This is a genomic window from Chitinophaga parva, assembly GCF_003071345.1.
Classification (GTDB): domain Bacteria; phylum Bacteroidota; class Bacteroidia; order Chitinophagales; family Chitinophagaceae; genus Chitinophaga; species Chitinophaga parva.
The window spans coordinates 323,479-350,046 of sequence record NZ_QCYK01000001.1 but is presented as its reverse complement, the minus strand read 5'-3'; the positions used below and the strand labels follow the sequence as shown (position 1 = coordinate 350,046).

At 51.8% G+C, this 26,568-nt stretch carries 22 protein-coding genes; 16 read left to right on the top strand and 6 right to left on the bottom strand.

The genetic code is table 11. The features are described 5' to 3' along the window. Positions 1–249 precede the first annotated feature (249 nt). A complete protein-coding gene (locus DCC81_RS01515; protein ID WP_108684829.1) occupies positions 250–1,176 on the top strand; it encodes a tryptophan 2,3-dioxygenase family protein in 927 nt (308 codons plus the stop codon). Positions 1,177–1,529: 353 nt separating this feature from the next. Here DCC81_RS01515 and DCC81_RS01510 read toward each other — a convergent pair whose 3' ends face one another. Both DCC81_RS01510 and DCC81_RS01505 read right to left on the bottom strand, forming a co-directional pair. Beyond that, on the bottom strand, positions 1,530–2,315 hold the full coding sequence (locus DCC81_RS01510) for an SDR family oxidoreductase (protein ID WP_108684828.1): 786 nt from the start codon (positions 2,313–2,315) through the stop codon (positions 1,530–1,532). Positions 2,316–2,408: 93 nt separating this feature from the next. Next, the gene (locus DCC81_RS01505; RefSeq protein ID WP_108684827.1) at positions 2,409–3,158 is read right to left on the bottom strand and encodes an SDR family NAD(P)-dependent oxidoreductase; all 750 of its coding nucleotides are present in this window, start codon (positions 3,156–3,158) and stop codon (positions 2,409–2,411) included. 271 nt (positions 3,159–3,429) lie between these two features. Here DCC81_RS01505 and DCC81_RS01500 point away from each other — a divergent pair, with 271 nt between their 5' ends. The 14 genes from DCC81_RS01500 to DCC81_RS01435 all read left to right on the top strand — a co-directional run bounded on the left by DCC81_RS01500 (position 3,430) and on the right by DCC81_RS01435 (position 20,765). Further along, complete coding sequence (locus DCC81_RS01500; protein WP_108684826.1) at positions 3,430–4,146, top strand: DUF4290 domain-containing protein; 717 nt, start codon at positions 3,430–3,432, stop codon at positions 4,144–4,146. Further along, on the top strand, positions 4,143–5,453 hold the full coding sequence (gene murA / locus DCC81_RS01495; RefSeq protein WP_108684825.1) for a UDP-N-acetylglucosamine 1-carboxyvinyltransferase: 1,311 nt from the start codon (positions 4,143–4,145) through the stop codon (positions 5,451–5,453). Before DCC81_RS01500 ends, murA begins: the two co-directional genes overlap by 4 nt. 217 nt (positions 5,454–5,670) lie before the next feature. Continuing rightward, the gene (gene gmk, locus DCC81_RS01490) at positions 5,671–6,237 is read left to right on the top strand and encodes a guanylate kinase (protein ID WP_108684824.1); all 567 of its coding nucleotides are present in this window, start codon (positions 5,671–5,673) and stop codon (positions 6,235–6,237) included. A gap of 182 nt (positions 6,238–6,419) precedes the next feature. Next, positions 6,420–7,688 carry a hemolysin family protein gene (locus DCC81_RS01485; RefSeq protein WP_108684823.1) on the top strand — a complete coding sequence of 423 codons (1,269 nt, stop codon included), beginning with the start codon at positions 6,420–6,422 and terminating at the stop codon, positions 7,686–7,688. A gap of 1,323 nt (positions 7,689–9,011) precedes the next feature. Next, positions 9,012–9,872: a twin-arginine translocase subunit TatC gene (tatC, locus tag DCC81_RS01480; RefSeq protein WP_108684822.1), complete on the top strand. Its 861-nt coding sequence runs from the start codon at positions 9,012–9,014 to the stop codon at positions 9,870–9,872. A 181-nt stretch (positions 9,873–10,053) separates the two neighbouring features. After that, complete coding sequence (gene rpiB / locus DCC81_RS01475; protein WP_108684821.1) at positions 10,054–10,509, top strand: ribose 5-phosphate isomerase B; 456 nt, start codon at positions 10,054–10,056, stop codon at positions 10,507–10,509. Positions 10,510–10,620: 111 nt separating this feature from the next. Then, positions 10,621–12,132 carry a M28 family peptidase gene (locus DCC81_RS01470; protein WP_165806394.1) on the top strand — a complete coding sequence of 504 codons (1,512 nt, stop codon included), beginning with the start codon at positions 10,621–10,623 and terminating at the stop codon, positions 12,130–12,132. Between the two features lie 994 nt (positions 12,133–13,126). Further along, positions 13,127–13,621: a Dps family protein gene (locus DCC81_RS01465; RefSeq protein WP_165806393.1), complete on the top strand. Its 495-nt coding sequence runs from the start codon at positions 13,127–13,129 to the stop codon at positions 13,619–13,621. A gap of 192 nt (positions 13,622–13,813) precedes the next feature. After that, positions 13,814–16,144, top strand: coding sequence for an ATP-dependent helicase (locus tag DCC81_RS01460; protein WP_108684818.1), 2,331 nt, complete (start codon positions 13,814–13,816; stop codon positions 16,142–16,144). Positions 16,145–16,148: 4 nt separating this feature from the next. Continuing rightward, positions 16,149–16,610 (top strand): regulatory protein RecX, encoded by a 462-nt coding sequence (locus DCC81_RS01455; protein ID WP_108684817.1) that lies wholly within the window; start codon positions 16,149–16,151, stop codon positions 16,608–16,610. Between the two features lie 73 nt (positions 16,611–16,683). After that, entirely contained in the window at positions 16,684–17,472 is a 789-nt protein-coding gene (locus tag DCC81_RS01450) for an amidohydrolase (RefSeq protein WP_108684816.1), read from the top strand. A gap of 73 nt (positions 17,473–17,545) precedes the next feature. Then, a complete protein-coding gene (locus tag DCC81_RS01445) occupies positions 17,546–17,959 on the top strand; it encodes a VOC family protein (protein WP_108684815.1) in 414 nt (137 codons plus the stop codon). 12 nt (positions 17,960–17,971) lie between these two features. After that, a complete protein-coding gene (gene nagA, locus DCC81_RS01440; RefSeq protein WP_108684814.1) occupies positions 17,972–19,069 on the top strand; it encodes an N-acetylglucosamine-6-phosphate deacetylase in 1,098 nt (365 codons plus the stop codon). 16 nt (positions 19,070–19,085) lie between these two features. Then, positions 19,086–20,765: an ArnT family glycosyltransferase gene (locus DCC81_RS01435; protein ID WP_108684813.1), complete on the top strand. Its 1,680-nt coding sequence runs from the start codon at positions 19,086–19,088 to the stop codon at positions 20,763–20,765. 35 nt (positions 20,766–20,800) lie between these two features. Here the strand turns inward: DCC81_RS01435 and DCC81_RS01430 are convergent, their stop codons facing one another. From DCC81_RS01430 to DCC81_RS01415, 4 genes are all read right to left on the bottom strand, one after another. Then, a complete protein-coding gene (locus DCC81_RS01430) occupies positions 20,801–21,907 on the bottom strand; it encodes a Fic family protein (protein ID WP_108684812.1) in 1,107 nt (368 codons plus the stop codon). 125 nt (positions 21,908–22,032) lie between these two features. Next, positions 22,033–22,752: a DUF2490 domain-containing protein gene (locus DCC81_RS01425; RefSeq protein ID WP_165806392.1), complete on the bottom strand. Its 720-nt coding sequence runs from the start codon at positions 22,750–22,752 to the stop codon at positions 22,033–22,035. Positions 22,753–22,857: 105 nt separating this feature from the next. Next, positions 22,858–23,889 (bottom strand): thiamine-phosphate kinase, encoded by a 1,032-nt coding sequence (gene thiL, locus DCC81_RS01420; protein ID WP_108684810.1) that lies wholly within the window; start codon positions 23,887–23,889, stop codon positions 22,858–22,860. Positions 23,890–23,991: 102 nt separating this feature from the next. Beyond that, positions 23,992–24,762: an inositol monophosphatase family protein gene (locus DCC81_RS01415; RefSeq protein ID WP_108684809.1), complete on the bottom strand. Its 771-nt coding sequence runs from the start codon at positions 24,760–24,762 to the stop codon at positions 23,992–23,994. 183 nt (positions 24,763–24,945) lie between these two features. Here DCC81_RS01415 and DCC81_RS01410 point away from each other — a divergent pair, with 183 nt between their 5' ends. Continuing rightward, positions 24,946–26,487: a GH3 family domain-containing protein gene (locus DCC81_RS01410; protein WP_108684808.1), complete on the top strand. Its 1,542-nt coding sequence runs from the start codon at positions 24,946–24,948 to the stop codon at positions 26,485–26,487. Positions 26,488–26,568 lie beyond the last annotated feature (81 nt).

Genomic DNA, 26,568 nt, shown 5'->3' with positions numbered 1-26,568 from the left:
TTTCAATTACTGTATCGCATTTACTGTTTCGCCAGCGGGCATCCGTGCCCTCCCTGTAGCGGCACCTGTCTCCGATCTTATCATTGTACACCGTTCCGGATCACCCGGGCCTGCCCCCTGCTGGCCGCATGATTGTATTGTTCCCGGGTGAACGGGGGCCGGGCCTCTTTTTCCGGTATTCCCTACAGGCCTTGTGGGGCTTGCATTTCCCGCGTTTTTGCTGCGGAAAAAAATCAGTAATCTTGTGGCATGGTTACCACAGACATTGCTGAAAAAATCCGGCTGCTTGAAGAAAAGTACGCCGCAATGGGGCAGAGCCTTTCTGCCTATCTGGATGGTCTCTTGTATGCAGATTACCTTACCTATTGGGACTACATCCAGCTGGATGTGCTCCTGAACCTGCAACACCCGCGGACACCCTTCCCGGATGAGAGCATCTTTATTATTTATCACCAGATCACGGAGCTGTATTTCAAGCTCACCCTGAAGGCCATTGATCAGATCTGCGAGGGCGCACCAGACGCAGAAGTATTTGCCACGCAACTGAAGCGTATCAACAACTACTTCAAAAGCCTGATCTCCTCCTTTGAGATCATGGTGGACGGGATGGACAAAGAGCAGTTCCTGAAATTCCGCATGGCGCTCCTGCCGGCTTCCGGCTTCCAGAGCGGCCAGTTCCGGATGATCGAGATCTGCTCTACAGACCTGCGCAACCTGGTGTATGCCAGCCAGCGCGAGGAATTGCGCGCCCACCCGGACCTGGCGCACGTTCTCAACCACATTTACTGGCGCAGCGGCGCCACGGAACTGGCCACCGGCAAGCGTACGCTTACCCTGGAACAGTTTGAGAAAAAGTACATGCCCACCTTCCTGGCATTGGCACAAAAACATGAGCACAACAACCTGTGCGCCCGCTACCAGCAGTTGCCGGCAGCAGACCAGGAAGCGCTTACGCCCCTGCTGAAGGAGTATGACTTCAACATCAATATCCGCTGGCCGCTCATGCACTACAAATCTGCCGTGCGTTACCTGCACAAAAAGCCGGAAGATATCGCCGCCACCGGGGGTACCAACTGGCAGCAGTTCCTGCCACCCAAGCACAAGCGGATCACCTTCTTCCCCGGGTTATGGACAGAAGAAGAACTGATACGCTGGGGTACTACACACGATATGTAAATTTCCAGGTTTCAATTTCCAATACACAGGAAATAAGAGATGAAGAGAGTTCATGTCCATGCAGGTGCAGCATGTAAAAAACACAAGTACAAGTAGCCGTCTAATTTTCGGATTGCGGGTTCAACCAAACCAACCAAGGGAAATTTTTACCACAGGCCCACTTCACTTAGCCATCAAATTTCCAAACCATTAAAAGCTGCTCCGGGAGAGCAGCGCTGCTAAAACCAAAAATTCCAAACAGTAAAATCCAACATCAATGCCGGACGCGGTAAGGGCGTTTTGTGCATGGGTGTTGGATTTTGTTCTTTTAACAACTTTTCTTTGACGTTGGAAATTGCCTATTGTAAATCGCCTTACAAACTCGGCGTCCTGCCTCCATCTACCGGCAGGTTAATGCCGGTGATATAAGCCGCTGCCGGTGTGGCCAGGAATGCCACCGCGGCCCCTACTTCACTGGCTTCTCCAAAACGCGCCGCCGGTATCTCTTCCAGCCATTCCTTTTCAATCACGTTACGGTCTACCCCTCTTTGTTTGGACGTGGCATCAAAGATGCTGTCCAGCCTCGCTGTTTTGGTGGACCCGGGCAACACGTTATTGACCGTGATCCCATAACGCGCCAGTTCACCCGCCAGGGTCTTGGCCCAACTGGCCACCGCGGCCCGGATGGTGTTTGATACTCCAAGATTTTTCAGCGGCGTTTTTACAGAGGTGGAGATAATTTGGATAATGCGCCCGTAGCCAGCTTCCTTCATGCCCGGCACCAGCGCCTGCGTAAGCAATTGATTGGTGACCACATGCTGCGCAAAGGCCGTGGTAAAGGCTTCCGGCTCCGCATCGATGATAGGCCCGCCTTTAGGCCCGCCGCTGTTATTCACCAGGATGTGGATGGGCCGGATGCTTTGCAATGCATGTACTAATGCCTTTACCTGTTCAGTATTCCCCAGGTCTGCCGGTATGGAAAGATGTTGCTGCCCATCCGGTGAGGCGAGTGTAACCAGCGCAGCTGCCAGCTTTTGCGCATCTCTTGATACCAGGATGCAGCGCGCGCCCAGCAATGCCAGTTCCTGCGCGGCCGCCAGCCCAATGCCTTGAGAGGCGCCGCAGATGAGGGCAGTTTTGTTTTGAAGGGAGAGATTCATATGGGAGCATTGAAAGTGTCCAGGTGCCAATTTCCAACATCAAAAGGAATTTTCCCCCGATATTGGAAACTGGTTTTCTGGAAATGGAAATTTTTATTGTCCCAGGTATCCTCCATCCACCGGGTAATAGCTTCCCGTTACAAACGATGCTTTATCACTGCTCAGCCACAGCACCAGCTCCGCTACCTCCTCCGGCTTGCCCAGGCGGCCAATGGGGTGAAGGGCTACGAGCGCCTGCTTTTGCGCAGCATTCATCTGGCTGAGCAGGGGCGTGTCAATGAAACCGGGGCCCACTGCGTTGATGCGGATGTTTTGTGGGGCATATTCCAGGGCCGCGGTTTGCGTAAGGCCCACCACGCCATGCTTGGCGGCTACATAAGCTGCGGCGGTTCTGAAGCCTACGGAACCCAGGATGGAAGCCATGTTCACGATCACGCCACCACCTGCTTTGAGCATGGCAGGCAGTTGGTAGCGCATACCGTAGAATACGCCATTGAGGTTAATGTTGATCACCTTTTGCCAGCCATCCAGGGTATATCCCCCGGTGGGCAGGGCAGGGCCACCTATGCCGGCATTGTTGCAGGCGATGTGCAGGGCGCCAAACTTCTCCGTGGCGGCCTTTACCAGTTTTTCATTGTCTTCGGGGCTGGCGGAATCCGCTTTGACAAAGATCACCTGGGCGCCTTGACCGCTGACCTGCTGCGCCACTTCCTGGCCGTGCGCCTCGTTAATGTCAGACAACACCAGGTTGGCCCCGGCCGCGGCATAGGCCAGGGCTATGCTTTTACCAATGCCGGAGCCCGCGCCGGTTACCAGGGCTGTTTTGTTTTTCAGGAGATCCATAAATTTGATTTTTAGAAATTTTAACAAATAGGTTGTATGTCTTGTTGCAAAAAAATTGATACGTTTGTCGCTGGTAAATGCTGTCCGGAATAGTGATGCCACATCCGTGAAGGCCGGCTCCCCAGGCGGCTGTTCCGGAAAAGCTGGTCCCAGGCCGTTTTTCTTGGAGATTTTGCATTAAATTTGTTGTCTGCACTGCGCTACAATGCCGTTTTATGGTCTTACGCTGTACGGCTTTTTTCTATCTTATAATTTTGTTTCAAATACCAATATGGAATATCACATTGAAGGTTCGTACAACACGGACCGCAATCACCTGATAATGAAGGAGTATGGCCGGAATGTCCAGCGCATGGTAGAGTTCCTGCTCACCATCGAGGACCCGGAAGACCGCCAGCGCAACGCGATGATCGTGATTGAGCTGATGGGTACACTGAACCCCCACTTACGCAATGTCGAGGATTTTCGTCATAAACTCTGGGACCACCTGTTCCTGATCTCCGATTTTAAACTGGACGTGGAGTCGCCCTATCCCATTCCCACGCGGGAAAAGCTGCGCGCCCGTCCGGAGCCCATGCCTTACCCGAAACAATATCCTAAATTCCGCCACCTGGGCAAAAACATTGAGCAGATCATTGAACGGGCCAAGAAGGAAGAGAACCCCGAAAAAAGAGAGGGTTTTATCCAGTGTATTGGCAACTACATGAAACTGGCCTATACTAACTGGCATAAAGAAAGTATCCACGACGACGCCATCCGCGCGGAATTGCTGGGCCTTACCCGCGGCGAACTGGAATACCAGCCCGGCCATGCATCCGCATCTTCCATGGCCTCCAATCCCGGCCCCGGCAACTCAGACGTCGCTTTCCGCCCCTCCGGCAATGGCGGCTCCGGCAAGCGCAATAAGAACTACCAACAGAAGTTCAAGAACAACGGCAACGGTAAAAGCAACAATAAACAGAACAAATACAAAAACAGGAACAAGTGAGTAGCAGCGCTTTCGAAGTAAGAGGCGGAAACCGCTTAAAGGGAGAAATTATACCCCAGGGAGCCAAAAACGAAGCATTACAGATCATCAGCGCCGTGCTCTTAACGGCAGAAAAGGTAACGATAAAAAACATCCCGGACATTGTGGATGTGAACCTGCTGATAGAACTGCTGGGTGATATGGGCGTTACCGTAAACCGTGTATCCCGCGACACCTGTACTTTCCAGGCAGATAAAGTGGACCTGCAATACCTGCAGAGCCCCGAATTCCGCAAAAAATCCGGCAGGCTCCGTGGCTCCGTGATGATTGCCGGCCCGTTGCTCACCCGCTTTGGCCAGGCCTATGTGCCCAAGCCCGGGGGAGACAAGATCGGCCGCCGCCGCCTGGATACCCATATCATTGGGTTTGAAAAGCTGGGCGCCAAATTTGTGTACGACAACGATGATAATTTCTTCCACCTGCAAACCGATGGCCTCCAGGGCACTTACATGCTGCTGGACGAACCGTCCGTAACCGGCACGGCCAACATACTGATGGCCGCTGTAATGGCCAAAGGACAGACCACCATTTATAACGCGGCCTGTGAGCCTTACCTGCAGCAGCTTTCCCGGATGCTGAACCACATGGGGGCAAAGATCAGCGGGGTAGGTTCCAACCTGCTCACCATTGAAGGCGTAAGCAGCCTGAAAGGTTGTGAGCATGCCATGCTGCCGGATATGATCGAGATCGGTTCCTTCATTGGCCTCGCGGCTATGACCCAGAGCGAGATCACCATCAAGAATGTAGGACTGCAGCACCTGGGCATCATCCCCGAAAAGTTCCGCCAGCTGGGCATCCAGCTGGAATTCCGTGGTGATGATATCTTCATTCCCACCCAGGAAAAATATGAGATCCAGACCTTCCTGGATGGGTCCATCCTCACCATTTCCGACCATCCATGGCCCGGCTTTACACCAGACCTGCTGAGCATTGTGCTGGTAACCGCCACCCAGGCCGTAGGCAGCGTGATGATCCACCAGAAAATGTTTGAAAGCCGCCTGTTCTTCGTGGACAAACTGATAGACATGGGCGCCCAGATCGTTCTGTGCGATCCGCACCGCGCGGTAGTGATAGGCCTGGGCCGCCAGCATAAACTGAGGGGTATTACCATGTCATCACCGGATATCCGCGCAGGGGTGTCCCTGCTGATCGCCGCCCTGAGCGCCGAAGGTAAGAGCACCATCCAGAATATTGACCAGATAGACCGTGGGTACCAGTACATTGACCAAAGGTTGATGGCGCTGGGAGCGGATATTAAGCGGGTATAGTAATAAATAACGCGTGGTGCCATAATAAAGCCCAACGTGTGAACAAATAATAAATTCCAATTCTTAGGTGTAAGCGCACGGGGAATTGGAATTTTTTATTTAGGGCCTCCGGCCAATGGACCGCCTTTTCCAAAACCATGCGGCGCTCTCATGCGTTTATTAATGGAAAGCGGGAAAACGCCCTTTTCCCAGCTACGTGTTTTCCTTAACTTGCGGCATGAATTCAAAGAAGATCATCATCATCACTGCTCCCAGCGGTGCCGGCAAGACCACCATCGTGAAGAAATTGCTGGCCGCTATGCCCCAGCTGGCATTCTCCGTATCCGCCGCCACCCGTCCAGCCCGTGAAAATGAGGTCGATGGCCGTGACTATTATTTTTTGAGCACGGAAGCGTTTCAACAACATATAGACAATAATGATTTCGCAGAATATGAAATGGTGTATGCCGGCAAGTACTACGGCACCCTGAAGAGCGAGCTGCAACGCATCTGGGATGAGCACCGGACCCCGATGGTAGATATAGACGTAAAAGGCGCCTTGTCTATCAAAGAGCACTACCACGACCAGGCCCTCACCATCTTTATCCAGCCTCCCTCCCTGGAGGCACTGGCAGAAAGACTGGGTGGCCGCGGCACCGAAACACAGGCCTCCCTGGAGGAACGGCTGGGTAAAGCCCGCTACGAATTGTCCTTCGCCCACCAGTTTGATGAAATTGTGGTGAATGACCAGCTGGATCATGCATATGCCCAGGTGAAAAAACTGGTGGAAGATTTCCTGGCATAAAATCACCGGATTAGCTGTCCGGCCTGCTGGATGGATGCTTAAATGCCATTATCTTTAGTGAATAGCGGTTTGTTGGGAGTGCAAAACGCCTGAGACCTTATTTTAATAGCCCCGCCTGGCACACTTTTAGTCTGTTAGGAATTGATTTCTGTGGAATTTAGTATTCACTATCTTTGTAATGTATGGATACATATACCCTTGTGATTCTTATTGCGCTGCTCTTGGCGGCCGGTTTTTTTTCCGGTATTGAGACGGCCTTTGCCAATATCAACAAACTAAGCCTGGAACTGAAAAAGAAACAGGGCCGGGCCACCGGCAAGATCCTGGCCGGGTTTAACGAGCACCCCTCCCGTTTCCTGGCTACCAGTCTCCTGGGATTCACCATCATCGTGGTGATCTACAGCATCCTGGTGGCAGACAGTCTCCTGCCGTATTTAAAAAGTGTGACCGGCTCCTATAATGATGTGCGTTACGACCCGGTTTTCCTTTGTCTTGGCATTGTGCTTTCCGCGGCCCTGATGTGCCTGGTGGGCTTTTTCCTGCCCAGGGTTATTTTCCGCTCCTGGCCCGATGGCCTGCTGGGCTTCTTTGCCCTGCCTATTTCCGTGATCTCCAAGCCCCTGTTCGTGATCGGCAATATGATGGTGTCTATTTCCGAATGGATCCTTAAATATTTATTCAACGTGCGCATCCTGGAAAACCGGGATACCTTTCCCCGGGTGGATGTGGAGCATTTCCTGCGCCAGAGCCAGCAGCACGTGGTGGAAAATAAAGACCTGAACACAGAACTGTTTGAGAATGCGTTGTCGCTGGCCCACGTGAAGATCCGCGGCTGCCTCATTCCCCGGCGGGAAATTGAAGCGGCAGAGATCAACAGTCCCCTGGCAGATATCCGCAAGGCTTTTATGGAGACCAACCTTTCCAAGCTCATTATTTATGAAGGCGATATCGATAACATCCAGGGGTATGTACACCAGTTGGATCTGTTTAAGAATCCCGCCTCGGTAAAGGACATGCTGCACCCCATCCTGGTGGTGCCGGAAACAATGAGTGCCATTGACCTGCTCAGCAAATTCAATAAGGAACGCAAGAGCATTGCCTGGGTGGTGGATGAATTTGGTGGTACCGCGGGCATTGTAACGATAGAAGATGTGCTGGAAGAAATTTTCGGGGAGATCAAGGATGAACACGATGTGGAGGAGTTTGTGGAAAAGCAGATCGCGGAGAAGGAATATATTTTCTCCGGCAGGCTGGAACTGGACCACCTCAACGAAAAGTATGGATTTGATTTCCCGGAAGATGAGAGCGAAACATTATCCGGCTATATTATTAACCACTACGAAACCATCCCGCGCCTAAAGGAACGCATTATCATAGACGACTATGAATTTGACGTGCTGAACGTAACGGAAACGCGTATCGAAATGGTCAAAATGAAACTGCTTTCCTAGGCAACAGTTAATGTGAAGTTAACCGCTCCTGGGCTTGATGATTATTCCCAACTATTAACTATCTTAGTTAGCGAAAACGTTACACACCGGGAAAGCCGGCGTAAAAAGGCGCCAAATTGCTAAAACGTTTTTGTTAAAAGTTGTAGGAAAGTCGCTTTAGAATACCTACATTTGTTTAAGGTTGTAACACAATGATTTGATTTTTGTTAAAAAGCTGTAAAAAAAATTGTTGCAACATTGATAATAACAGATTTCTTTCTATTTTTGCATAACAATTACGGCATCTGGGGAATAAAGTAAGATTATCTAAAGCTTGCCAAATCGAAAGATAAGATTACCTACCAGACGCTAAAGACATTCTCGAATTCAACTTTTTTGGGGTTAACAAACAATGGATGAAAGGCCGGCTCTTGATTCTTCTCGGGCTGGCTCTTTTTTTTATGCTAACGTTTGCCCTGCAACTAACTCCTCTCCCTGTAACCCGCCACCCTGTTACGTTTCAGCCTTTCTACTTTTTAAGATGTACCCTGGTCTATATGCCAGATGGTTATGCGATCTGTATGCAATTCCATACCTGCAGGCATGGCGGTAACGCCTATATCGTGTTATCATCGTTGCGCAGCAGGTGCCATTAATTTATAGGTATTGCATAACAACGGATCAACGTTTTCTGCATGCGAACAGCCGGAGTGGTTTGTTGCCGGCTACAGCACCTGTTTGCTATATTGTTTTTTTACAGTTGTTGAGTTGCAGGCATATTGAGATTTACGTTTATGCGTTGTGGAATCCTTATGCAGCGCGGGTTTGAGCGAAGAGGTAAGTAAAAAAAGCATAATGAATTTAAGCACCGGCACCTGCCTGTTGAGTTGCAGGCATATTTAAAATCATGTATATGCGTGTAGTAAAAGGCCTACGTTTTTTTTCAGCGGACTGTTTTCATTGACGGATGCCTGCGGCTGAAAGCCTTTACTGGTAAGGGCTTGTAGTGCTACCGGTTTTTAGCGATGACACATCAACCGGATGTCAACAAATTCATGCATACTACTTTGCGTAGCAATTACAACGGCATCTGGGCGTAGTTACAACTGCTGTATAAAGTTGTATGAATATATGGATGAAGGTAGTTCCATCTACCTGCCGGGAATGTTGAACGCATCTTATTTTTTATAAAGCGGTGAAATAGTGTCTGTGTTGTTCCGCCTGTTAGCCCGGAAATTATTCCCCGGAAACCTTGTTTGTTAAAAATATTATGGTCACAACTCTACATTTCATCGTTTATATTTGTGACGCGCTGCCTGTGTGAATAAGCGTACCCGATAAATTATGTTGAAGAAATTATTTGCGAGTTCCGGCAAGGCCGAAATGTCTTTTTTTGACCATTTGGAAGACCTTCGCTGGCATATTATCCGCTCGGTGATCGCCATGGCTGTTGTGAGTACCTTCGGTTTCCTCTATACCAAAGAGATCCTCGATGGCGTGGTGTTTGGTCCTACCAATGCTTCTTTCCCTACTTACCGCGCCCTGTGCGCCATAGGCCACTGGCTCAATATGGGCGATAAGCTTTGCCTTACCCCGGCCCAACCGGCCTTCCAGAACCACATGATGGCCGGCCAGGTAATGTTGCAATTCAAACTGGCCTTTACGCTGGGCATTGTGGCCGCTTTCCCTTACATTTTCTGGGAATTCTGGCGTTTTGTGAAGCCGGCCCTCAAAGAACGTGAGCTAAAAGGCGCCCGTGGTGTGATCTTTTGGGTATCTTTACAGTTCTTTCTGGGTATTTCTTTTGCCTATTTCATGGTGATGCCTTTCACCATCAACTTCCTGGTGACCTACAAGGTGACCGATAAGGTGGTGAACCAGTTCTTCATCGATGATTATTTTGACCTGATCACCCAGATCGTAGTGGGGCTGGGCCTCTTGTTTGAGCTGCCCGTGGTGGTATACTTCCTCACGAAAGTGGGCATCCTGTCGCCCTCGTTCCTGCGGAAATACCGTCGCCAGGCCATCGTGGTACTGCTGGTGCTGGCCGCGGTGATCACGCCCCCGGACGTAATAGACCAGTTGATCGTATTTACGCCTTTATACCTGCTGTATGAAGTGAGTATCCTGATCTCCAAGAAGGCCTACAAGGCCCGCATGGAAGGCCGTGAAGATGAAGAAACCTCCGTACAGGAGTGGTCATAACGCAAGTAAAGTAGCTATCCGCCTTTAGCCATTCGCCCTTAGCACTGAGCCTTGCGTCTTTTAGAAGGATGCGTTGTTCACTGCCCTGGGCGGATGGCCGGAGGCTTCTCCAATAAGCTTTTAGCGCCGCAAGGGACAAGGCCCAACCGCCATCCCGGATGTAACGCTAAAAGCTTTTTTTATGCAAACGAATTTCGATTTCTCCCTGCCGGTGGCCATCGGGGCCGACCATGCCGGCGTGGAATGCAAGGAAGTGCTGGTATCTTTTCTCGAAGGGCGGGGGCTCCGCGTAAAAGACCTGGGTACCCATGCCGCGGATGCGGTAGATTATCCCGATTTTGCCCACCCGGTGGCCAAGCTGGTAGACCGGGGCCAGGCCTCCCTGGGTATTCTTATCTGTGGCAGTGGCAATGGTGTGGCCATGGCGGCCAATAAACACCAGGGCGTGCGCGCGGCTGTGTGCTGGGGCGAGGAACTGGCCCGGCTGGCCCGGGCCCATAACAACGCTAATATCCTTTGCCTGCCCGGCCGTTTTGTGGACCAGGTCCAGGCCCAGGCCATTACGGAAGTCTTTTTACAGACCCCCTTTGAAGGCGGACGGCATGTAGACCGGGTACGGAAAGTAGTACACTTATAATCCCTATTCACCGCTGGCCCCCGGGCCGGAAAAATGTCTGGAGGAAATACCTATCTTGTTGCACAGCAGCAGGCCGCCAGCCGCTGTGATCCTTTTAACCAACGTATGACTATGACATTCAAAACGATGTTCGGTGCCTGTATGCTCCTGGGCATGGCTGCACACGCGCAGCTCCCTGTAAAGCAGCTATCGCAGGCCACTCCCTTTGCCAACACCATTACCCCCGATTTCCTGGAGCAGCGCCTGCGTGTGCTGGCCAGTGCCGAAATGGAAGGGCGGGAAACCGGTACCCCCGGCCAGGAAAAAGCGGCCATTTACATTGAATCCCAGTTCCAGGGCTTTGGGCTCAAACCCGGTGCTGCCGGGCAGTGGCGCCAGTATTACCCCATGTTCATAGACACCCTGGGCAGCCACACAGCCCTGGAGGTGAATGGGACGCACATTCCCTACGGCGACGATTTTAAGGCGAACATTATGAGCAGCCACGGAGATACGCTGGAAAATGTGCCCGTCGTGTTTGTAGGCCGTGGCATAGCAGACAAGGACCGGGATGACTATGCCGGCCTGGATGTGAAAGGCAAGGTGGTGCTCTTTTTGTCTGAAGATAAATACCCGGCAGATAGCGCCTACACGGGCGCTGCCCGCGGCCTTTCTGATGCCGCCAAGCGTTTCTGGGCCTCCAATAAAGGCGCCAAGGCCGTGCTGGTGCTGGATGATAATCCCCGTAAGCCGGACTTCCCCCGGGCCGGCTTCATGCGCATGCAGCGCAATCCTGGTGGGCGCATGGCCAATGAATACCTGGTGCGCAGCGGGGTGGCCGCGCTGATCAGCGGCGTGGACTCCGCCTCCCTGAAAACACTGAAACCAGGTACGCTGGCCAACCCGGTAAGCATTCTCTATGAAAAGGTGCCGGTGGAGCTGAAACCCAGCAACGTACTGGCTTTCCTGGAGGGCACAGACAAAAAGGACGAAGTACTGTTCATCACGGGGCACTATGACCACCTGGGTAAAAAAGACGGTAAGATCTACTACGGTGCAGACGACGACGGCTCCGGCACCACCGCGGTGCTGGCCCTGGCCCATGCCTTTGCAGAAGCGAAGAAGGCGGGCAAAGGTCCCCGCCGCAGTATCGTGTTCATGACCGTATCAGGCGAGGAGAAAGGCCTGCTGGGCTCTAACTACTACGTGGAGCATCCACTGTATCCCCTGGAAAAAACCGTGGCAGACCTTAACACCGACATGGTGGGCCGCATAGACCCCGGCCATGAGCAGGATACCAACTACATTTATCTTATAGGCGACAACAAGTTGAGCTCCGCCATGCGCCCCATCAGCGAGGCGGCCAATAATGAATTCACCAAAATGAAACTGGATTATACGTACAATGATCCAAAGGATGTGAACCGTTTTTACTACCGCTCAGACCATTACAACTTTGCCCAGCATGGCATTCCTATCATCTTTTATTTCAACGGGGTGCACGAAGACTATCATAAGCCTACGGATACAGTGGATAAGATCCATTTTGGCCTGATGGCCCGCCGGGTGCAGCTGGTGTTCTACACCGCCTGGGACATTGCAAACCGCGATGAAAAACTGCCGGTAGACCGGCACGAACAATAAGCCAATACGCCAACAGGAAAGCGGGCCGTCTCGATGGTAGACGGCCCGCTTTTTAATTGTTAGGTCAACAGTTTGTGATATTCGTTAATATGTTTAAACTTCAACTATGAAGGCTGGCATAAATCCCCGGGAATGCCCGGTGGTACTGTGTTTCATCCCTTTATGGGGAAATGGGATATATTTTTTTGAAAATATAAAAACGTTGCTACATTTGTGGTAAGTCGTCCTAATATGCGTACGATCTTACAGTGTACAAATCCATTGCTGTTACCATATGCTTCGATGCCTGGAATCACAGCAAATAAACCGGAACTGAACACCAAGCGGGAATAAACGTCTACAACATTAAATTTTTAAAGAAAAACCGGGTTTTCCCCTTCAGATCATCTCTTATTCTACTGTAATACAGCTGAATTTTTTTTATTGTAAAAAATTAAGATTAAGTTAAACAACGTTCACCAACGTTTTGGTTGTAACATTTTAAGTGGTTTGTTGCCGGGATACATATTGCGCCGTTATAGGTTAGGTGCTGGGGATGAAAGTATGCACCTTGCTTGTGCGAATTAAAATCTCCCGCAAAGTGTTGAATGTGGAGTAATCAAAGAGAATGCTGATTGTGTATGTTCTACCTGACCTGTCCTTTGTGAAGCAGCATTTCTGGCTGAACAAATTGTCAATCATCAAATGAGAGCGGGCGCCGGTCCTGTATTTACAAGGCTGCCGGTGCGCCGTACTGCTTTTATGTTTTCACATCTCACATTATGATGCAATATTTTTCGCCTGTTATAAGATTATTGCCCGGGCCATTTTCCTAAAATGTTCTTGCCACTGGTATACCCGGACTGTGGCAAATGAGGAGCGGACCCCGGTGAGTGATCACATATACCCAAGACAAAACATTGTACCAATACTATCCTAAGGCCCAAGGCCATTTTAGAGCATCTTGAACCGTCCTTATATTAAGTCTTATATCCATTAAAACAACCCAATGTATATGAACACTACAACGAAGAAACAACTGACCCCCACAGACATGGTTGCACTGGAGAAAAACATGCAGACCGAGGCCGCTGGTCTGAACAAGATCCTGGCGGATGAATTTGTGCTGCATGCAAAACTGCTGCAATACCATTGGAACGTGACCGGTGTGAATTTCATTGAGTTGCACCGCTTTTACGCGGAACAATACCAGCAGGTAGCGCGCATGATGAAATCACTGGCAGAGCGGGTGCGCGCCCTGGGGCACCTGGCAGAAGGCCGGCTCACCGTGTGCCTGAAGACCACCAGCCTTTGTGAAGAAGAGTTTCCCTCCGTTCACCAGCAGCAGTTAAATAACCTGGTCAAAAGCCATGAGATCATCATCCAGAACCTTCAGCGCATGAAACGTTCGCTGGACAAGGAATACCGCATGTACGGCACGGGCGATTTCCTGGAGGACCTGGTGGCAGAACATGAAAGCATGATCATGCTGATCCGTTGTTATTTTTGAGCCGTGAACCATGTACCGGCTTTTTGACCCGGAATAATCGTTAGCCGCTGCGGTAGCCTGGTTGCGTATAGCAAAATGCGTGAAGGAAACCCAACAACAGCACACTCGCGGATGCATGCAAAAGGTGCGGGTGTTTTTTCGTATTTTTGTTCCCTTCCATTTTTCATACAAACAATCCAGGCCAAATCACGGATGAAGGACAATTATTTAGCAGAACTCAATGAGCCGCAGCGTGCCGCGGTGACCCATATTAACGGCCCCCTCATGATCGTGGCGGGCGCCGGCTCCGGCAAGACCAAAGTGTTGACTACCCGCATTGCGCACCTGCTGCGCAATGGGGTAGACGCCTTTAATATCCTGTCGCTCACCTTTACCAACAAGGCGGCAAAGGAAATGAAGGAACGTGTGGAACGCATCCTGGGCAGCTCCGAGGCACGTAACCTCTACATCGGCACCTTCCACTCCGTATTTGCCCGCCTGCTCCGCGCAGAAGCCACCAAACTCGGCTACCCCAGCGACTTCACCATCTACGACAGTGATGACGCCAAAAGCGTGATCAAGACCATCCTCAACGACCTGAACCTGGACGACAAGCACTATAAGCCCAACCTGGTATACGGCCGCATTTCCGCTGCCAAGAACAGCCTGATGAGCCCCGAGGAATACCAGCACGATCATGCCGTGCAGCAGGAAGACATGCGGGCTAACCGCCCCATGATAGGCCAGATCTACGACGCCTATGCCAAGCGCTGCTTCAAGAACGGCGCCATGGACTTTGATGACCTGCTGTACAAAATGTACCTGCTGCTCAAACATTTTCCCGACGTACTGCACAAATACCAGCATAAGTTTAAATACATTATGATCGATGAGTACCAGGATACCAACCCTGCGCAGTACGAGATCATTAAACTGCTGGGGGCCGCCCACGAAAACATCTGCGTGGTGGGTGACGATGCGCAGAGCATCTATTCTTTCCGCGGCGCCACCATCCAGAATATCCTCCAGTTTGAAAAGGATTATGAAGACACCAAGGTGGTAAAACTGGAACAGAACTACCGCAGTACCAAGTCCATCCTCAACGTGGCCAATGAAGTGATCGGCAACAACAAGGGCCAGATCCCCAAAAACCTGTGGACAGACAATACAGAAGGAGAGAAGATCAAACTGGTGCGCACCATGACAGACAATGAAGAAGGCAAATTTGTAGCCGATACCATTGCCGAGCAAAAGCTGCGCAACCACTATGCTAACCGGGATTTCTGCATCCTGTACCGCACCAACGCGCAGAGCCGCTCCTTTGAAGAAAGCCTGCGCCGCATGAATATCCCGTACCGCATTTTTGGCGGTATTTCCTTCTACCAGCGTAAAGAGATCAAGGATTTCCTGTCTTACCTCCGCGTGATCAGCAATACCCGCGACGAAGAGAATATCAAACGTATTATCAACTATCCCGTACGTGGCATTGGTAAGACCACCATTGAAAAAACAATGGTGTTTGCCAACGAGCATAATATGACCTTCTGGGACGTGCTGGTGCGCGCCCGCGAGTTTGGTTTCAAGGGTGGCACCCTGGAGGCCATAGATGGCTTTGTGACCATGATCCAGAGTTTCCAGGCCATGGCGCAGCAAAACCATAACGCGTATGATGTAGCTATTGCCGTAGGTAAATCCACCGGCATTGTGAAAGAACTGTTTAATGACAAGACCACGGAAGGCCTGGCCCGTTATGAGAATATCCAGGAGTTACTGAACTCCATCAAGGAATTTACCGAAACGCCTACGGAAGACGGTGAACTGCTGGAAAAAAGCCTGGGTACTTACCTGCAGCAGATCTCCCTGCTCACCGATGCAGATAACGGTAACGATGAAAACAGCGACCAGGTGAAGCTGATGACCATCCACGCCGCCAAAGGCCTGGAGTTTCCCGTGGTGTTCAACGTGGGCCTGGAAGAAAGTCTTTTTCCCAGTTCCATGTCTATAAATACCCGCGAAGAACTGGAGGAAGAACGCCGCCTGTTCTATGTGGCCGTAACCCGCGCCAAATCGCGCCTGTTCATTACTTATGCCAATAGCCGCTACCGTTTTGGGAACCTGGTGCAGAATGAGCCCAGCCGCTTCCTGGACGAGATGCCGGAAAAATACCTGGACCGCAGCTACGCCGGTGGTGGCGTGCGCAACGCTTTTGGCGGCAGTGGCAACAGTGGATGGGGCAACAGCAATAACATGTTTGACCGGAAGAAAACGCCGGCCACCACGCCACAATCCACTACCAGCCAGCGCCCGGCGCCCAAGCCAGCAGTAGTGGCCACTAACCATGTGCCTTCCCCGAACTTCACCCCCGATGACCCGGCCACCATGGAGCCCGGCATGGAAGTGGAGCACCAGAAGTTTGGCTTTGGTACCATCACGGCCATGGAAGGCGCTATGCATAACCGCATCGCCACCGTGGTATTCCCCAAGGCCGGCGGTGAAAAGAAGATCATGCTGAATTATGCAAAGCTGATGATCGTGAAGAAATAATAACATGCGCTCAGCCATACTCCAACTAAGAAGCTTCTGCGCCTACCAGGAGCGCTGCCATAGTGAAGTGCGGGAAAAAGCACTGGAGCTGGGCATGCGTGGGGAGGAGGTAGAGCAGGCCATGGCGGAACTGATCAGCGAGAACTTTCTCAATGAAGAGCGCTACGCCGGGGCATTTGCCGGTGGTAAGTTCCGCATGCAGCAATGGGGACGACGGAAAATAACAGCGGAGCTGCAGCAAAAACAAGTGTCTGCCTATTGCATTAAAAGAGGCCTGGCGGAGATCGATGAAGCGGACTACCAGGCCACCCTGGAAAAGCTGGCCCGTAAAAAATGGGATAGCCTGGGGAAAGACAGCTTGCCCAAACGCAGACAGAAAACCTGGGCTTACCTGGCCCAGAAAGGCTACGAGCCAGCCCTGATCACCCCGGTGCTGGAAAAGCTTGGAGGACGGGAAGATGACTAAAATTTACAGGGAAATATTGCAAAAAATCTAAGGCGGCAATCCGTAAATTTGACAAATATTATTTACCAGCAACATGGCCGATCTAAGCGTTACACTGCTACAGGCAAATTTAATTTGGGAGAACATTGACGCAAACCTGCGCCTGTTCGATGAAAAGATCAACGCTATCCAGGGTCGTACCGAAGTAGTGATCCTGCCCGAAATGTTCAGCACCGGATTTAGCATGCGCCCCGAGCACCTGGCCCAGACCATGGACGGCAGTGCCGTGAAATGGATGGAGCAGAGGGCAAAGGAAAAGAATGTGATCATTACCGGTAGCCTCATTATCAAAGACGGTGATAACTATATGAACCGCCTGATCTGGATGCAGCCCAACGGGGTGTATGGCATCTACGACAAGCGCCACCTCTTTGGCTACGCCGGGGAAGACAACCACTACCACGCCGGCGATAAACGGTTGATCGCCCAGGTGAAGGGCTGGAAGATCAACCTGGCCGTGTGCTACGACCTGCGTTTTCCCGTTTGGGCCCGCAACGTGATGCAGGACGGCGCCCCCGCGTATGATGTGCTGATCAATGTGGCTAACTGGCCGGAGCGCCGCAATGTAGCCTGGAAAACCCTGCTGCAGGCCCGCGCCATTGAAAACCAGTGCTACGTGATAGGGGTAAACCGCGTGGGCAATGACGGTAATAATATCTACCACAGCGGTGATAGCCGCATCATAGACCCGATGGGCGAGATCCTGTATGAAAAGGCGCATGACGAGGATGTATTCACCTACACCCTTACCCGTGAAAGGCTGGAAGCGGTCCGGAAAAATATTCCCTTCCTGAAAGACGCGGACAAGTTCCAGGTACTTTAACGAATTGACGAATAAAAAACGTTCCTTGCAGGCTGTAAGGAACGTTTTTGTTTTAGCACAAACCACATCGCTTATGTACCTCCATTCCATTCATCATATTGCCATCATTGCCAGCGATTATGCCCGCAGCAAGGCGTTTTACACCGAAGTGCTGGGACTGTCCGTCATCCGGGAGGTATACCGCGAAGAACGGCAGTCGTACAAGCTGGACCTGGCGCTGAACGGGCATTATGTGATAGAACTGTTCTCTTTTCCTGATCCGCCGCCGCGCCCCTCCCGGCCGGAGGCGCAGGGGCTGCGCCACCTGGCATTTGCCGTTACGAATATAGACCGCGCCGTGAAAGACCTGGAGGCAAAAGGTGTGATCCTGGAACCCGTGCGGGTAGACCCTTACACGCAGCAACGCTTCACTTTTTTCCAGGACCCGGACGGCCTGCCCCTGGAACTTTATGAAATTACCCGTCCTGTGGCCGACGAAAAAGCTTAAACATATTCCACCATGCTCACCGCCTATTTCAATGCCCGCATTTTCACGGGAGACGTTTTTGTGTACCACCATGCCGTGCTGGTAAAGGACCAGCAGGTAATAGCCGTGCTGCCCGTGGAGCAGATCCCGGCAGATGCACAACGCATAGACCTGCAGGGTGGCCTGCTGGCGCCGTCTTTCATAGACCTGCAGATCTACGGGGGCAATGGCCGCCTGCTGCTGCAGCAGCCCGATGCCGAAAGTATACAGGCCACGTATGATTACTGTATGAACGGGGGCGCATCCCACTTCATGATCACCCTGCCCACCGTGTCTTTTGACGTAATGGAAAAAGGTATGCAGGCAGTAGCGGATTATTGGGCTAAGGGCGGCAAAGGCTGCCTGGGCCTGCATTTGGAAGGCCCTTTCATGAACCCCGTGAAGAAAGGGGCCCACCTGGAACAATACATTAAACAACCCACCGCCGCAGATATAGACTGGATACTGGAGAAGAGCAACGGCACTGTAAAGTATATGACGCTGGCTCCTGAGCGCTGCAATCCCTTGCTGGTAGCCCGTTTGCAGACAGCCGGCATCGTGATCTCCGCCGGGCACAGCAATGCAACCTATACCGAAGCCACCCTTGGTTTTGAGCAGGGCATTGCCGCAGGCACCCATCTTTTTAATGCCATGTCGCAGTTCCAGAGCCGGGAGCCGGGCATGGTGGGCGCCATTTATGACAATCCGCGTGTAGCGGTAAGCGTGGTATGCGACGGTGTGCACGTAGATTTCAATGCCATCCGCATCAGCAAGCAGATCATGGGCGAACGCCTGTTCCTGATCACGGATGCGGTAACGGAAAATCCCAGCGGGGACTATATTTACCGGTTGCAAAAAGACCGGTATGTGAATGCCAATGGTGTACTGGCGGGTTCCTGCCTCACCCAGCTGCAGGGCGTGAAGAACTGCGTGGAGCAAGTAGGCCTCACGCTGGCGGAAAGCCTGCGCATGGCATCGCTGTACCCTGCCCGGGTGGCGGGCCTGCACCGCATGGGCCGCATTGCCCCCGGCTACGATGCACATTTTGTAGTGCTGGACGAACAGCTGCAACTGAAGGATGTGATCGTATAAAGTTATCTTTGCAACTATGATCAAGGCACTCCGTCGATATTTCAAGAAAGATCAATACAAGCACCTGTTTCTGCTGGCATGGCTGCTCCTTACCTTATGGCAGGCCGGCTGCACGGAACTGATGGACGACGAAGCCTATTACTGGGTGTACGCACGCCACCTGGACTGGGGGTATTTTGATCATCCGCCCATGATTGCCCTGCTCATAAAAATGGGCTATAGCATTTTTCACAATGAACTGGGGGTACGTTTTTTTATTGTACTGCTCAATGTGGCTACGCTGTGGATGGTGCAGCGCATGCTGCCCCAGAAAGACAACCGCCTGTACTACTGGCTGCTGGGCGCCATGGGAGCCATGCAGCTGGGCGGCATGATTGCCGTGCCCGACCTGCCGCTGATCTTCTTTGCCACTTACTTTTTTATCGTATACCGCGATTTCGTGCAGCAGCAAAGCTGGAAAAATACCTTCCTGCTGGGCCTTAGCATGGCGTTGATGTTTTACAGCAAGTACCACGGCATCCTGCTGGTGTTTTTCATAGTGCTGTCTAACCTGAACCTGCTGCGCGTGTTCCGCTTTTACCTGGCGGTGGCCATTACCACGGTGTTGTTCCTGCCGCATTTGTACTGGCAGTATGCACACCATTTCCCTTCTCTGCAATACCACCTGGTGGAGCGCAATGCGGCCCGGTACCAGCTCAACTTTACTACGGACTACCTGGTAGGCCAGCTCCTGCTCTTTGGCCCGGTGGCCGGGTGGTTGATCCTGTATTATGGATTTGCGTGCCCGCTTAAGACCGCCTTTGAAAGAGGGTTGAAATTCTGCCTCGTAGGCGTATTGGTATTCTTCCTGGCAAGTACTGCAAAAGGCCGCGTGGAGGGCAACTGGACGGTGATGTTGTTTACCCCGGCGGTGTACTTGGCCCACCAGTATATATTGCGCAAGCGGGTATCGCGCAAGCCGCTTTATATCCTGGTGCCCATCACCTTGCTCATCGTGCTGGCAGCCCGTGTATACCTGGTGTATGATTTTGTGCCCGGTGTGCGTATCCGCCCGGAGATCCATAACAATAAGGACTGGACCAGCCGCCTGGCCACGCAGGCTGCGGGGCGCCCGGTGGTGTTCATGAACAGTTACCAGCTGCCATCCAAGTACATGTTTTATACCGGCCAGGAGGCTTATTGTGTGAATGCGCGCAACAGCCGTCGCAACCAGTATAATTTCTGGGAAACGGAACCTCAACTCTGGGGAAAGCCCGTCCTTATTGTATTTCATGAGGGAGAGGGCCTGCCGGCAACGGATAGCCTGGTGCGTCCTTACATCCGCCTGTACACCTGTGCAGTGCCCCGGTACTATAGCTACCAGCTCATACAGTTTGAAACGGACACGCATACACGCTTTGCAAAACCCGGTACAGTAGTGCATTTCCGCCTGGGGGTAAAAAATAATTACACCTCGCCGGTATTGTTCGACAGTACACAGGTACCAGTGGTGGGTTATAGCATAGTGCATGTGGAAGATGAACTGCCCACGGTGAGATCTGCACTCACGCTGCCCGCAGCGCTGCAAAAAGACAGCGTGGATATGGAAGTGAAAATGCCCGATGTGCCGGGCGAGTATAAATTAAAGTTCTGCGTGTTTGCCGGCGTATTGCCACCCACGCACAACAGCCAGAGTATTACGTTGAAAGTAGAATAAAGGAAAGGCAACCATCACGGTTGCCTTTTTTATGCTTAGTTGTCGAGGCAGAGGGTATAATGGGTGCTGCGGCCGGCGCCGGCCAGCACAAGGGCGCCTATGGCTGCCAGGTCCTGCAGATCGCGGGTGGCAGTGGCTTTGGAGGCTTTGGTGATGGAGATATATTTCTTTGCCGTTATGCCGCCCTCAAAGCCTTCCGGGCCGGCATCCAGCATTTTATTGACGGCTTTCAGCTGGCGTTCATTCAGCTGGTCTTTAAAGCGGTCGTAGAACTTGCTGCGTTGCAGGGTATGTTCAATGAGCTGCTTGGCCTGTTGCTGTGCGTTGAGCACTACGTTTACAAAATACACCACCCAGTGCGTGACCTCGTTGCTGCGCTGTGCTTTTTCCAGGGCCTGGTAATAGTCTTTGCGCGCCGCTTCAATGGTGCGGGAAAGGCTGAGCACCAGCGGCCTTCCGGCGGTTTGTGACAGTGCTTTCTCCGCCAGGGCCCTGCCTATACGGCCATTGCCATCTTCAAACGGGTGGATGGATTCAAAGTACAGATGCGCAATGGCGGCCCGCAACGGCGCCGCGGAGATCTCCTGCCTGCCACCGGGCGCGGTATCGTTGAACCACTGGATGTAGCGTTTCATTTCTGCCGGTACTTTATCTGCGGGCGGTGCTTCATAATGTATCGTTTCCCGGCCGGCAGCACCGGAGATTACCTGCATGGGCTCCGTGCCTTTGCGCCATTGCCCCGTTTTTATGTGGTTGCTTTGTGAGAGCAGTAGGGTATGCCAGGTGAAGAGCTGCTGCTGCGATAGTGGATCTGCATAGCTGTTGCGTACTTCCACCATCAGTTCTCCTATGCCTTTGGCCCGTTTGTCTTTGATAGGCGGGTTATCGTGCAGGCCCAGCCTGTTGCGTACGGAGGATACTACGTCCCGGGGATTGAGCAGTTCCCCCTCAATGGCGGAGGTTTTGATGGCCTCTGCCACCATAGTGTTAATGATAGATTGCAACCGGGTAGACTGGGGCATGCTTTTCAGCATGCCGTTTGCCTCGGCAATTTCCGAGGAAAAGGCTTGCAATGCGGTGGTTATTTTGGCCACATTGTATTGAAAATCAGGCCAGTCTGCCTGCTGCCAATTGTAAGTCATGCGCCGGTTACTTATATTAATCGGCTCAAATATAGGCAAAATTTGAGCCGATTAAGGGAATTAATCGGCTCAAAAAATGATAAAAAATGAGCCGATTAAGGAATTTAATCGGCTCAGGCATTGATTTACAAGGCAAAACTATGCAGCACGGAGAGGTGCAGAATGTGGTTCATCGTTTTGGCACCGGTGGGCGCCTGGATGAATTGATTCATATACCCGGCCTCCAGGCGTACGCCCGCCGCCGTCATGTAGCCGGGGGCTACCAGGAAGCGGTTCTGGTCAAATACTTTCGGGTTGATGGCATTGCCCCAGAGGTTGATAAAGATCTCATTTTGCAGGGCCAGGTAGTAACTGCCTTTTTCCGGCTTGAGGGCCAGGGGCAGGTATGTGCGGTTAAAGTAGCGGAAACGGTTGCCATATTTCCAGCTGGCAATATCGCCATGCACATTCTTTTGCCCCACCCAGCGCTGCTCCAGGCGTATGCGGTGGTGCATATCGAAATGTTTTTCCTGGTCGCGGTAAATGAACTGTTCAAAGATGCGGTGCTCGGGGAACCAGCGGCCTGTGGCATCATTGTACGTAGGTGCGTAGGCGTAGCCCAGGGTGTAATTGATCTTACTGTTCTGTACATACTGGATGCCCGGGCGGAGGAGGAACTGGCCCTTGTCTGAAAAGCCGTTGCGGATGCGGGCCTGCGCGTCAAAATGAATAGCCCAGTGGGGAGCAAATTTCATGTTGCCAAAATAAGTGTACCACTGCTGGTAATTGTGCTGCACGCTTTGCGCGCGGGTGATGATGGTGATGCTGCATAAAGCCAGCGCCAGTAGCATTCGCTTTCCGTACATATAGGTCTTGTATAAATGATGACTGCCATAAAAAGCGCAACACCTTGGCGGATGGGGTGAAACCATCCGGCAAGGTGTTGCGCAATAAAAAGTTCTTAACTGATACTATTGTTCAAAGGCGTTCCAGCCCTGGGCCACCAGCTTAAACTTGTTGCCCCCTTTGGTAAGAATGTGGGCGCCCTCGCTGTTTTCCGTCATGTAGCCTATGGGGCTTATGTTCTCATTCAGCGTGATCTTTTCATAATCTTCCTGGCGCAGGGTGAAGAGCAGTTCATAATCTTCCCCGCCGCTCAGGGCCGCCGCCGTGGGGTCGAGACCAAATTTCATGGCCACTTCACGGGTTTCATCGTGAATGGGAATTTTGTCTTCATAGAGCACTACGCCCAGGTTGCTTTGCTTGCAGATGTGCAGGATCTCGGAGCTGAGGCCATCGCTCACGTCCATCATGGAAGTGGGCGTGATGCCCTGTTCGGCAAAGTATTCAATGATGTCCTTGCGGGCCTCGGGCTTTAATTGCCGGCCCAGGATGTAAGTGCGGTTTTCCAGGTCGGGCTGCACGCCGGGGCTTTCCAGGTATATTTTCTTTTCCCTTTCCAGCAGGGTGAGGCCCAGGTAGGCCGCGCCCAGGTCGCCGGTTACGCAGAGAATGTCGCCTTTCTGTGCGGTGGAGCGTTTTACAAAGTTGCCGGGCGTTACTTCGCCAATGGCGGTAACGCTGATCACCAGGCCTTTCTGGGTGGCGGAGGTGTCGCCCCCAATGAGGTCTACCCCATATCTTTCACAGGCCAGGTACACGCCTTCATAAAACTCGTTCAGCGCTTCCACGGAAAAGCGGTTGCTGAAAGCCAGGCTCATGGTGATCTGGGTGGGCGTGGCGTTCATGGCATAAATGTCGGACACATTCACCACCACGGATTTATAGCCCAGGTGCTTCAGGGGTACATAGGCCAGGTCAAAGTGAATGCCTTCCACCAGCAGGTCTGTGGAGATCACGGTCTGTTTACCAAAATGATCTATCACAGCGCCATCATCGCCCACACCCACAATGGTGCTGGCTTGCTGTAATTCAATATTGCGGGTCAGGTAATCGATCAGGCCAAATTCCCCGAGCGTGCTGACTTCTGTTCTTTCTTCCATAAAATTTGTCCAAGGCCCTAAGTCTTATGTCTTAGGTACCATGCGTTTAAAAATATATATATACTGATATCCAGGATCTGAGATCGGGGACTTGATACAATTTTATTTCCCATTCACTACATCCAGCAGTGCCTGGTGGATCTTGCCATTAGTAGCCAGGATGCGGGGCTGGTAGGGAGAGTAGGGCTGGCCGTTGAAATCAGTAACGGTGCCACCAGCTTCCTCTACAATGAGGTAGCCGGCTGCGGAGTCCCAGGCATTGAGGCTGTGCTCATAGAAACCGTCAAAGCGGCCTGCGGCCACCCAGCAGAGGTCTATGGCGGCAGAGCCCAGGCGTCTTACCGGTATCCCTTTTTTGATGAAGCGGCCAAAGACCACCATCGGGTCATTGGGCATATCTTCCCAATGGTAAGGGAAGCCGGTCACCAGGAAGGAGCGTTCCAGGTCGTCTTTGGCAGATACCTGAATGGGTTTATCATTGAGCGTAGCGCCTTTGCCTTTTTCGGCAAAGAAAAATTCATTCATGACAGGGTTGTACACCACGCCCAGCTGCATGACCCCGTTCACCTCCACGCCTATGCTTACAGCGCAGATGGGAATGCCGTTGGCAAAGTTTACCGTACCGTCTATCGGGTCTATGATCCAGCGGGTATTAGAGGCCGTGTCCAGTGTGCCGGCTTCTTCGCTGAGGATGTAATGGTCGGGGAAGGCATCCCGGATCACCGCTATGATGGCGGTTTCCGCGGCTTTGTCGGCCGCCGTTACCAGGTCGTTGGCCGAGCTTTTGCTGCTGATCTCAAAGGAGCCGTTGAAATAGTCCAGTATAACCTGGCCACCGACGCGGGCGGCCTTCAGTAAGGTTTCTTTTAGCATGCCGCAAAGATCGATGGTAAATTTTAAATGCCCAATTCCGGATTCTCCGGGGGCTGTCATATTAACATTACTTTAAACTGGAATATATAACGCCTTTTTCATATTTTTAACGTGTGTTGGCTGTGCTTGCAGGTATATGCCGGATACTACGTACTTTTGTAGCAAAACTTAGAGGAATTTTTAATGGCCATCATCGGTAATCTTATATCAAGATCCCTGCGCATCAGGAAAAAGTTTTCTTTCAAATTAGGCGTTACACCTCGCCAGTACCAGTTGCAGGTACTGCACAGATTATTGTTTAAGGCCCAGGATACTCAGTTTGGGCAGCATTATGGTTTCGAAGAAATTCTCGCCAGCCCGCAGTTCATCAACCTGTATAAAGAACGCGTACCCGTACACAATTATAACAAGATGCACCAGGAGTGGTGGCATAAATGCCTGGACGGCCAGCCCGATGTGGCCTGGCCCGGTAAGGTGAAATATTTTGCCCTCAGCTCCGGTACCTCGGAATCTGCCAGCAAGCACATCCCCGTTACGCGCGACATGCTCAAGACGGTGAAGAAAGTGGGGGTGAAGCAGTTGTATTCCATGGCTAACTTCAACATACCGCCCCGCTCTTTTGAAAAGGGGATCCTCATGCTGGGGGGCAGCACCTCCCTGTATGACCAGGGCGATTATTATGAAGGTGATATGAGCGGCATCCAGGCGAAGAACATTCCCCGCTGGTTCCGCCGCTTTTACAAGCCGGGCAATAAGATCGCCAAGAAGAACAACTGGGAGCAACGTATTAAGCTCATTGTGCGCAAAGCCCCGCAGTGGGACGTAGGCACCGTGTGCGGCGTGCCGGCCTGGGTGCAGATCGTACTGGAAGAAATTGTGAAATACCACGGTGTTAAAAATATCCACGAAATATGGCCTAACCTGGCCGTATACATCCACGGTGGGGTATCTTTTGAGCCTTACCGTGAAAGTTTCCAGCGTGTACTGGGCAAGCCCATTACCTTCATTGAAACCTACATGGCTTCTGAAGGCAGCTTTGGCTTCCAGGCCCGCCCGGGTGTAAAGGGCATCAAGCTGGTGCTGAACGCCGGTATCTTCTTTGAATTTGTCCCCTTCAATGAAGAGAACTTTGACGCGGAAGGTGATATCAGGCCCAACCCCAAGGCTTATATGATCCACGAAGTGGTGGAAGATGTGGAATACGCCGTGATGCTGAGCACCTGTGCCGGCGCCTGGCGCTACATCATAGGCGATGTGGTGAAATTTACATCGGTAAAGGAACATGAGATCATGATCGTGGGCCGCACCAAACAGTTCCTCAGCCTCTGTGGTGAGCATATGAGCATAGACAATATGAACAAGGCCATAGACACGGTACAGAAGAAACTGGGCATTACTGTGAAAGAATTTACCGTGGCAGGCTTTCCGTATGAGAACCTCTTTGCGCATCGCTGGTACATTGGCACCGATGATGTCAATGCAGACCCGGTAAAGATCCGCGAGATCATAGACCAGACCTTGTGCGAAGTAAATGATGACTACGCCGTAGAAAGAACCTCTGCACTGAAACAGGTGTTTGTGGAGGTGATGCCCAACGACGTGTTCATTGAATACCTGCGCAACAAAGGAAAGGAAGGCGCGATGAACAAGTTTCCCCGTGTAATGAAGGGCGATAAGCTGAAAGACTGGGAGCGCTTTGTGGCTGGTAAGATCGTGAAGCAATAAGGAATCACATTTTCAACTTTATAAAAAAAGGGTAACTTTAACCGGGTTACCCTTTTTCTTTTACAGGACCAACCACCCTTT

Excerpts from the sequence above, each read along its gene's own strand:
- DCC81_RS01515 (WP_108684829.1), top strand. The coding sequence starts at position 250 with ATGGTTACCACAGACATTGCTGAAAAAATCCGGCTGCTTGAAGAAAAG.
- DCC81_RS01500 (WP_108684826.1), top strand. The coding sequence starts at position 3,430 with ATGGAATATCACATTGAAGGTTCGTACAACACGGACCGCAATCACCTG.
- gmk (WP_108684824.1), top strand. The coding sequence starts at position 5,671 with ATGAATTCAAAGAAGATCATCATCATCACTGCTCCCAGCGGTGCCGGC.
- DCC81_RS01460 (WP_108684818.1), top strand. The coding sequence starts at position 13,814 with ATGAAGGACAATTATTTAGCAGAACTCAATGAGCCGCAGCGTGCCGCG.
- rpiB (WP_108684821.1), top strand. The coding sequence starts at position 10,054 with ATGCAAACGAATTTCGATTTCTCCCTGCCGGTGGCCATCGGGGCCGAC.
- thiL (WP_108684810.1), bottom strand. The coding sequence starts at position 23,889 with ATGGAAGAAAGAACAGAAGTCAGCACGCTCGGGGAATTTGGCCTGATC.
- DCC81_RS01430 (WP_108684812.1), bottom strand. The coding sequence starts at position 21,907 with ATGACTTACAATTGGCAGCAGGCAGACTGGCCTGATTTTCAATACAAT.
- tatC (WP_108684822.1), top strand. The coding sequence starts at position 9,012 with ATGTTGAAGAAATTATTTGCGAGTTCCGGCAAGGCCGAAATGTCTTTT.
- DCC81_RS01415 (WP_108684809.1), bottom strand. The coding sequence starts at position 24,762 with ATGCTAAAAGAAACCTTACTGAAGGCCGCCCGCGTCGGTGGCCAGGTT.
- DCC81_RS01410 (WP_108684808.1), top strand. The coding sequence starts at position 24,946 with ATGGCCATCATCGGTAATCTTATATCAAGATCCCTGCGCATCAGGAAA.
- DCC81_RS01465 (WP_165806393.1), top strand. The coding sequence starts at position 13,127 with ATGAACACTACAACGAAGAAACAACTGACCCCCACAGACATGGTTGCA.
- DCC81_RS01445 (WP_108684815.1), top strand. The coding sequence starts at position 17,546 with ATGTACCTCCATTCCATTCATCATATTGCCATCATTGCCAGCGATTAT.
- DCC81_RS01425 (WP_165806392.1), bottom strand. The coding sequence starts at position 22,752 with ATGTACGGAAAGCGAATGCTACTGGCGCTGGCTTTATGCAGCATCACC.
- DCC81_RS01470 (WP_165806394.1), top strand. The coding sequence starts at position 10,621 with ATGACATTCAAAACGATGTTCGGTGCCTGTATGCTCCTGGGCATGGCT.
- DCC81_RS01450 (WP_108684816.1), top strand. The coding sequence starts at position 16,684 with ATGGCCGATCTAAGCGTTACACTGCTACAGGCAAATTTAATTTGGGAG.
- DCC81_RS01485 (WP_108684823.1), top strand. The coding sequence starts at position 6,420 with ATGGATACATATACCCTTGTGATTCTTATTGCGCTGCTCTTGGCGGCC.
- DCC81_RS01455 (WP_108684817.1), top strand. The coding sequence starts at position 16,149 with ATGCGCTCAGCCATACTCCAACTAAGAAGCTTCTGCGCCTACCAGGAG.
- DCC81_RS01510 (WP_108684828.1), bottom strand. The coding sequence starts at position 2,315 with ATGAATCTCTCCCTTCAAAACAAAACTGCCCTCATCTGCGGCGCCTCT.
- DCC81_RS01505 (WP_108684827.1), bottom strand. The coding sequence starts at position 3,158 with ATGGATCTCCTGAAAAACAAAACAGCCCTGGTAACCGGCGCGGGCTCC.
- DCC81_RS01435 (WP_108684813.1), top strand. The coding sequence starts at position 19,086 with ATGATCAAGGCACTCCGTCGATATTTCAAGAAAGATCAATACAAGCAC.
- nagA (WP_108684814.1), top strand. The coding sequence starts at position 17,972 with ATGCTCACCGCCTATTTCAATGCCCGCATTTTCACGGGAGACGTTTTT.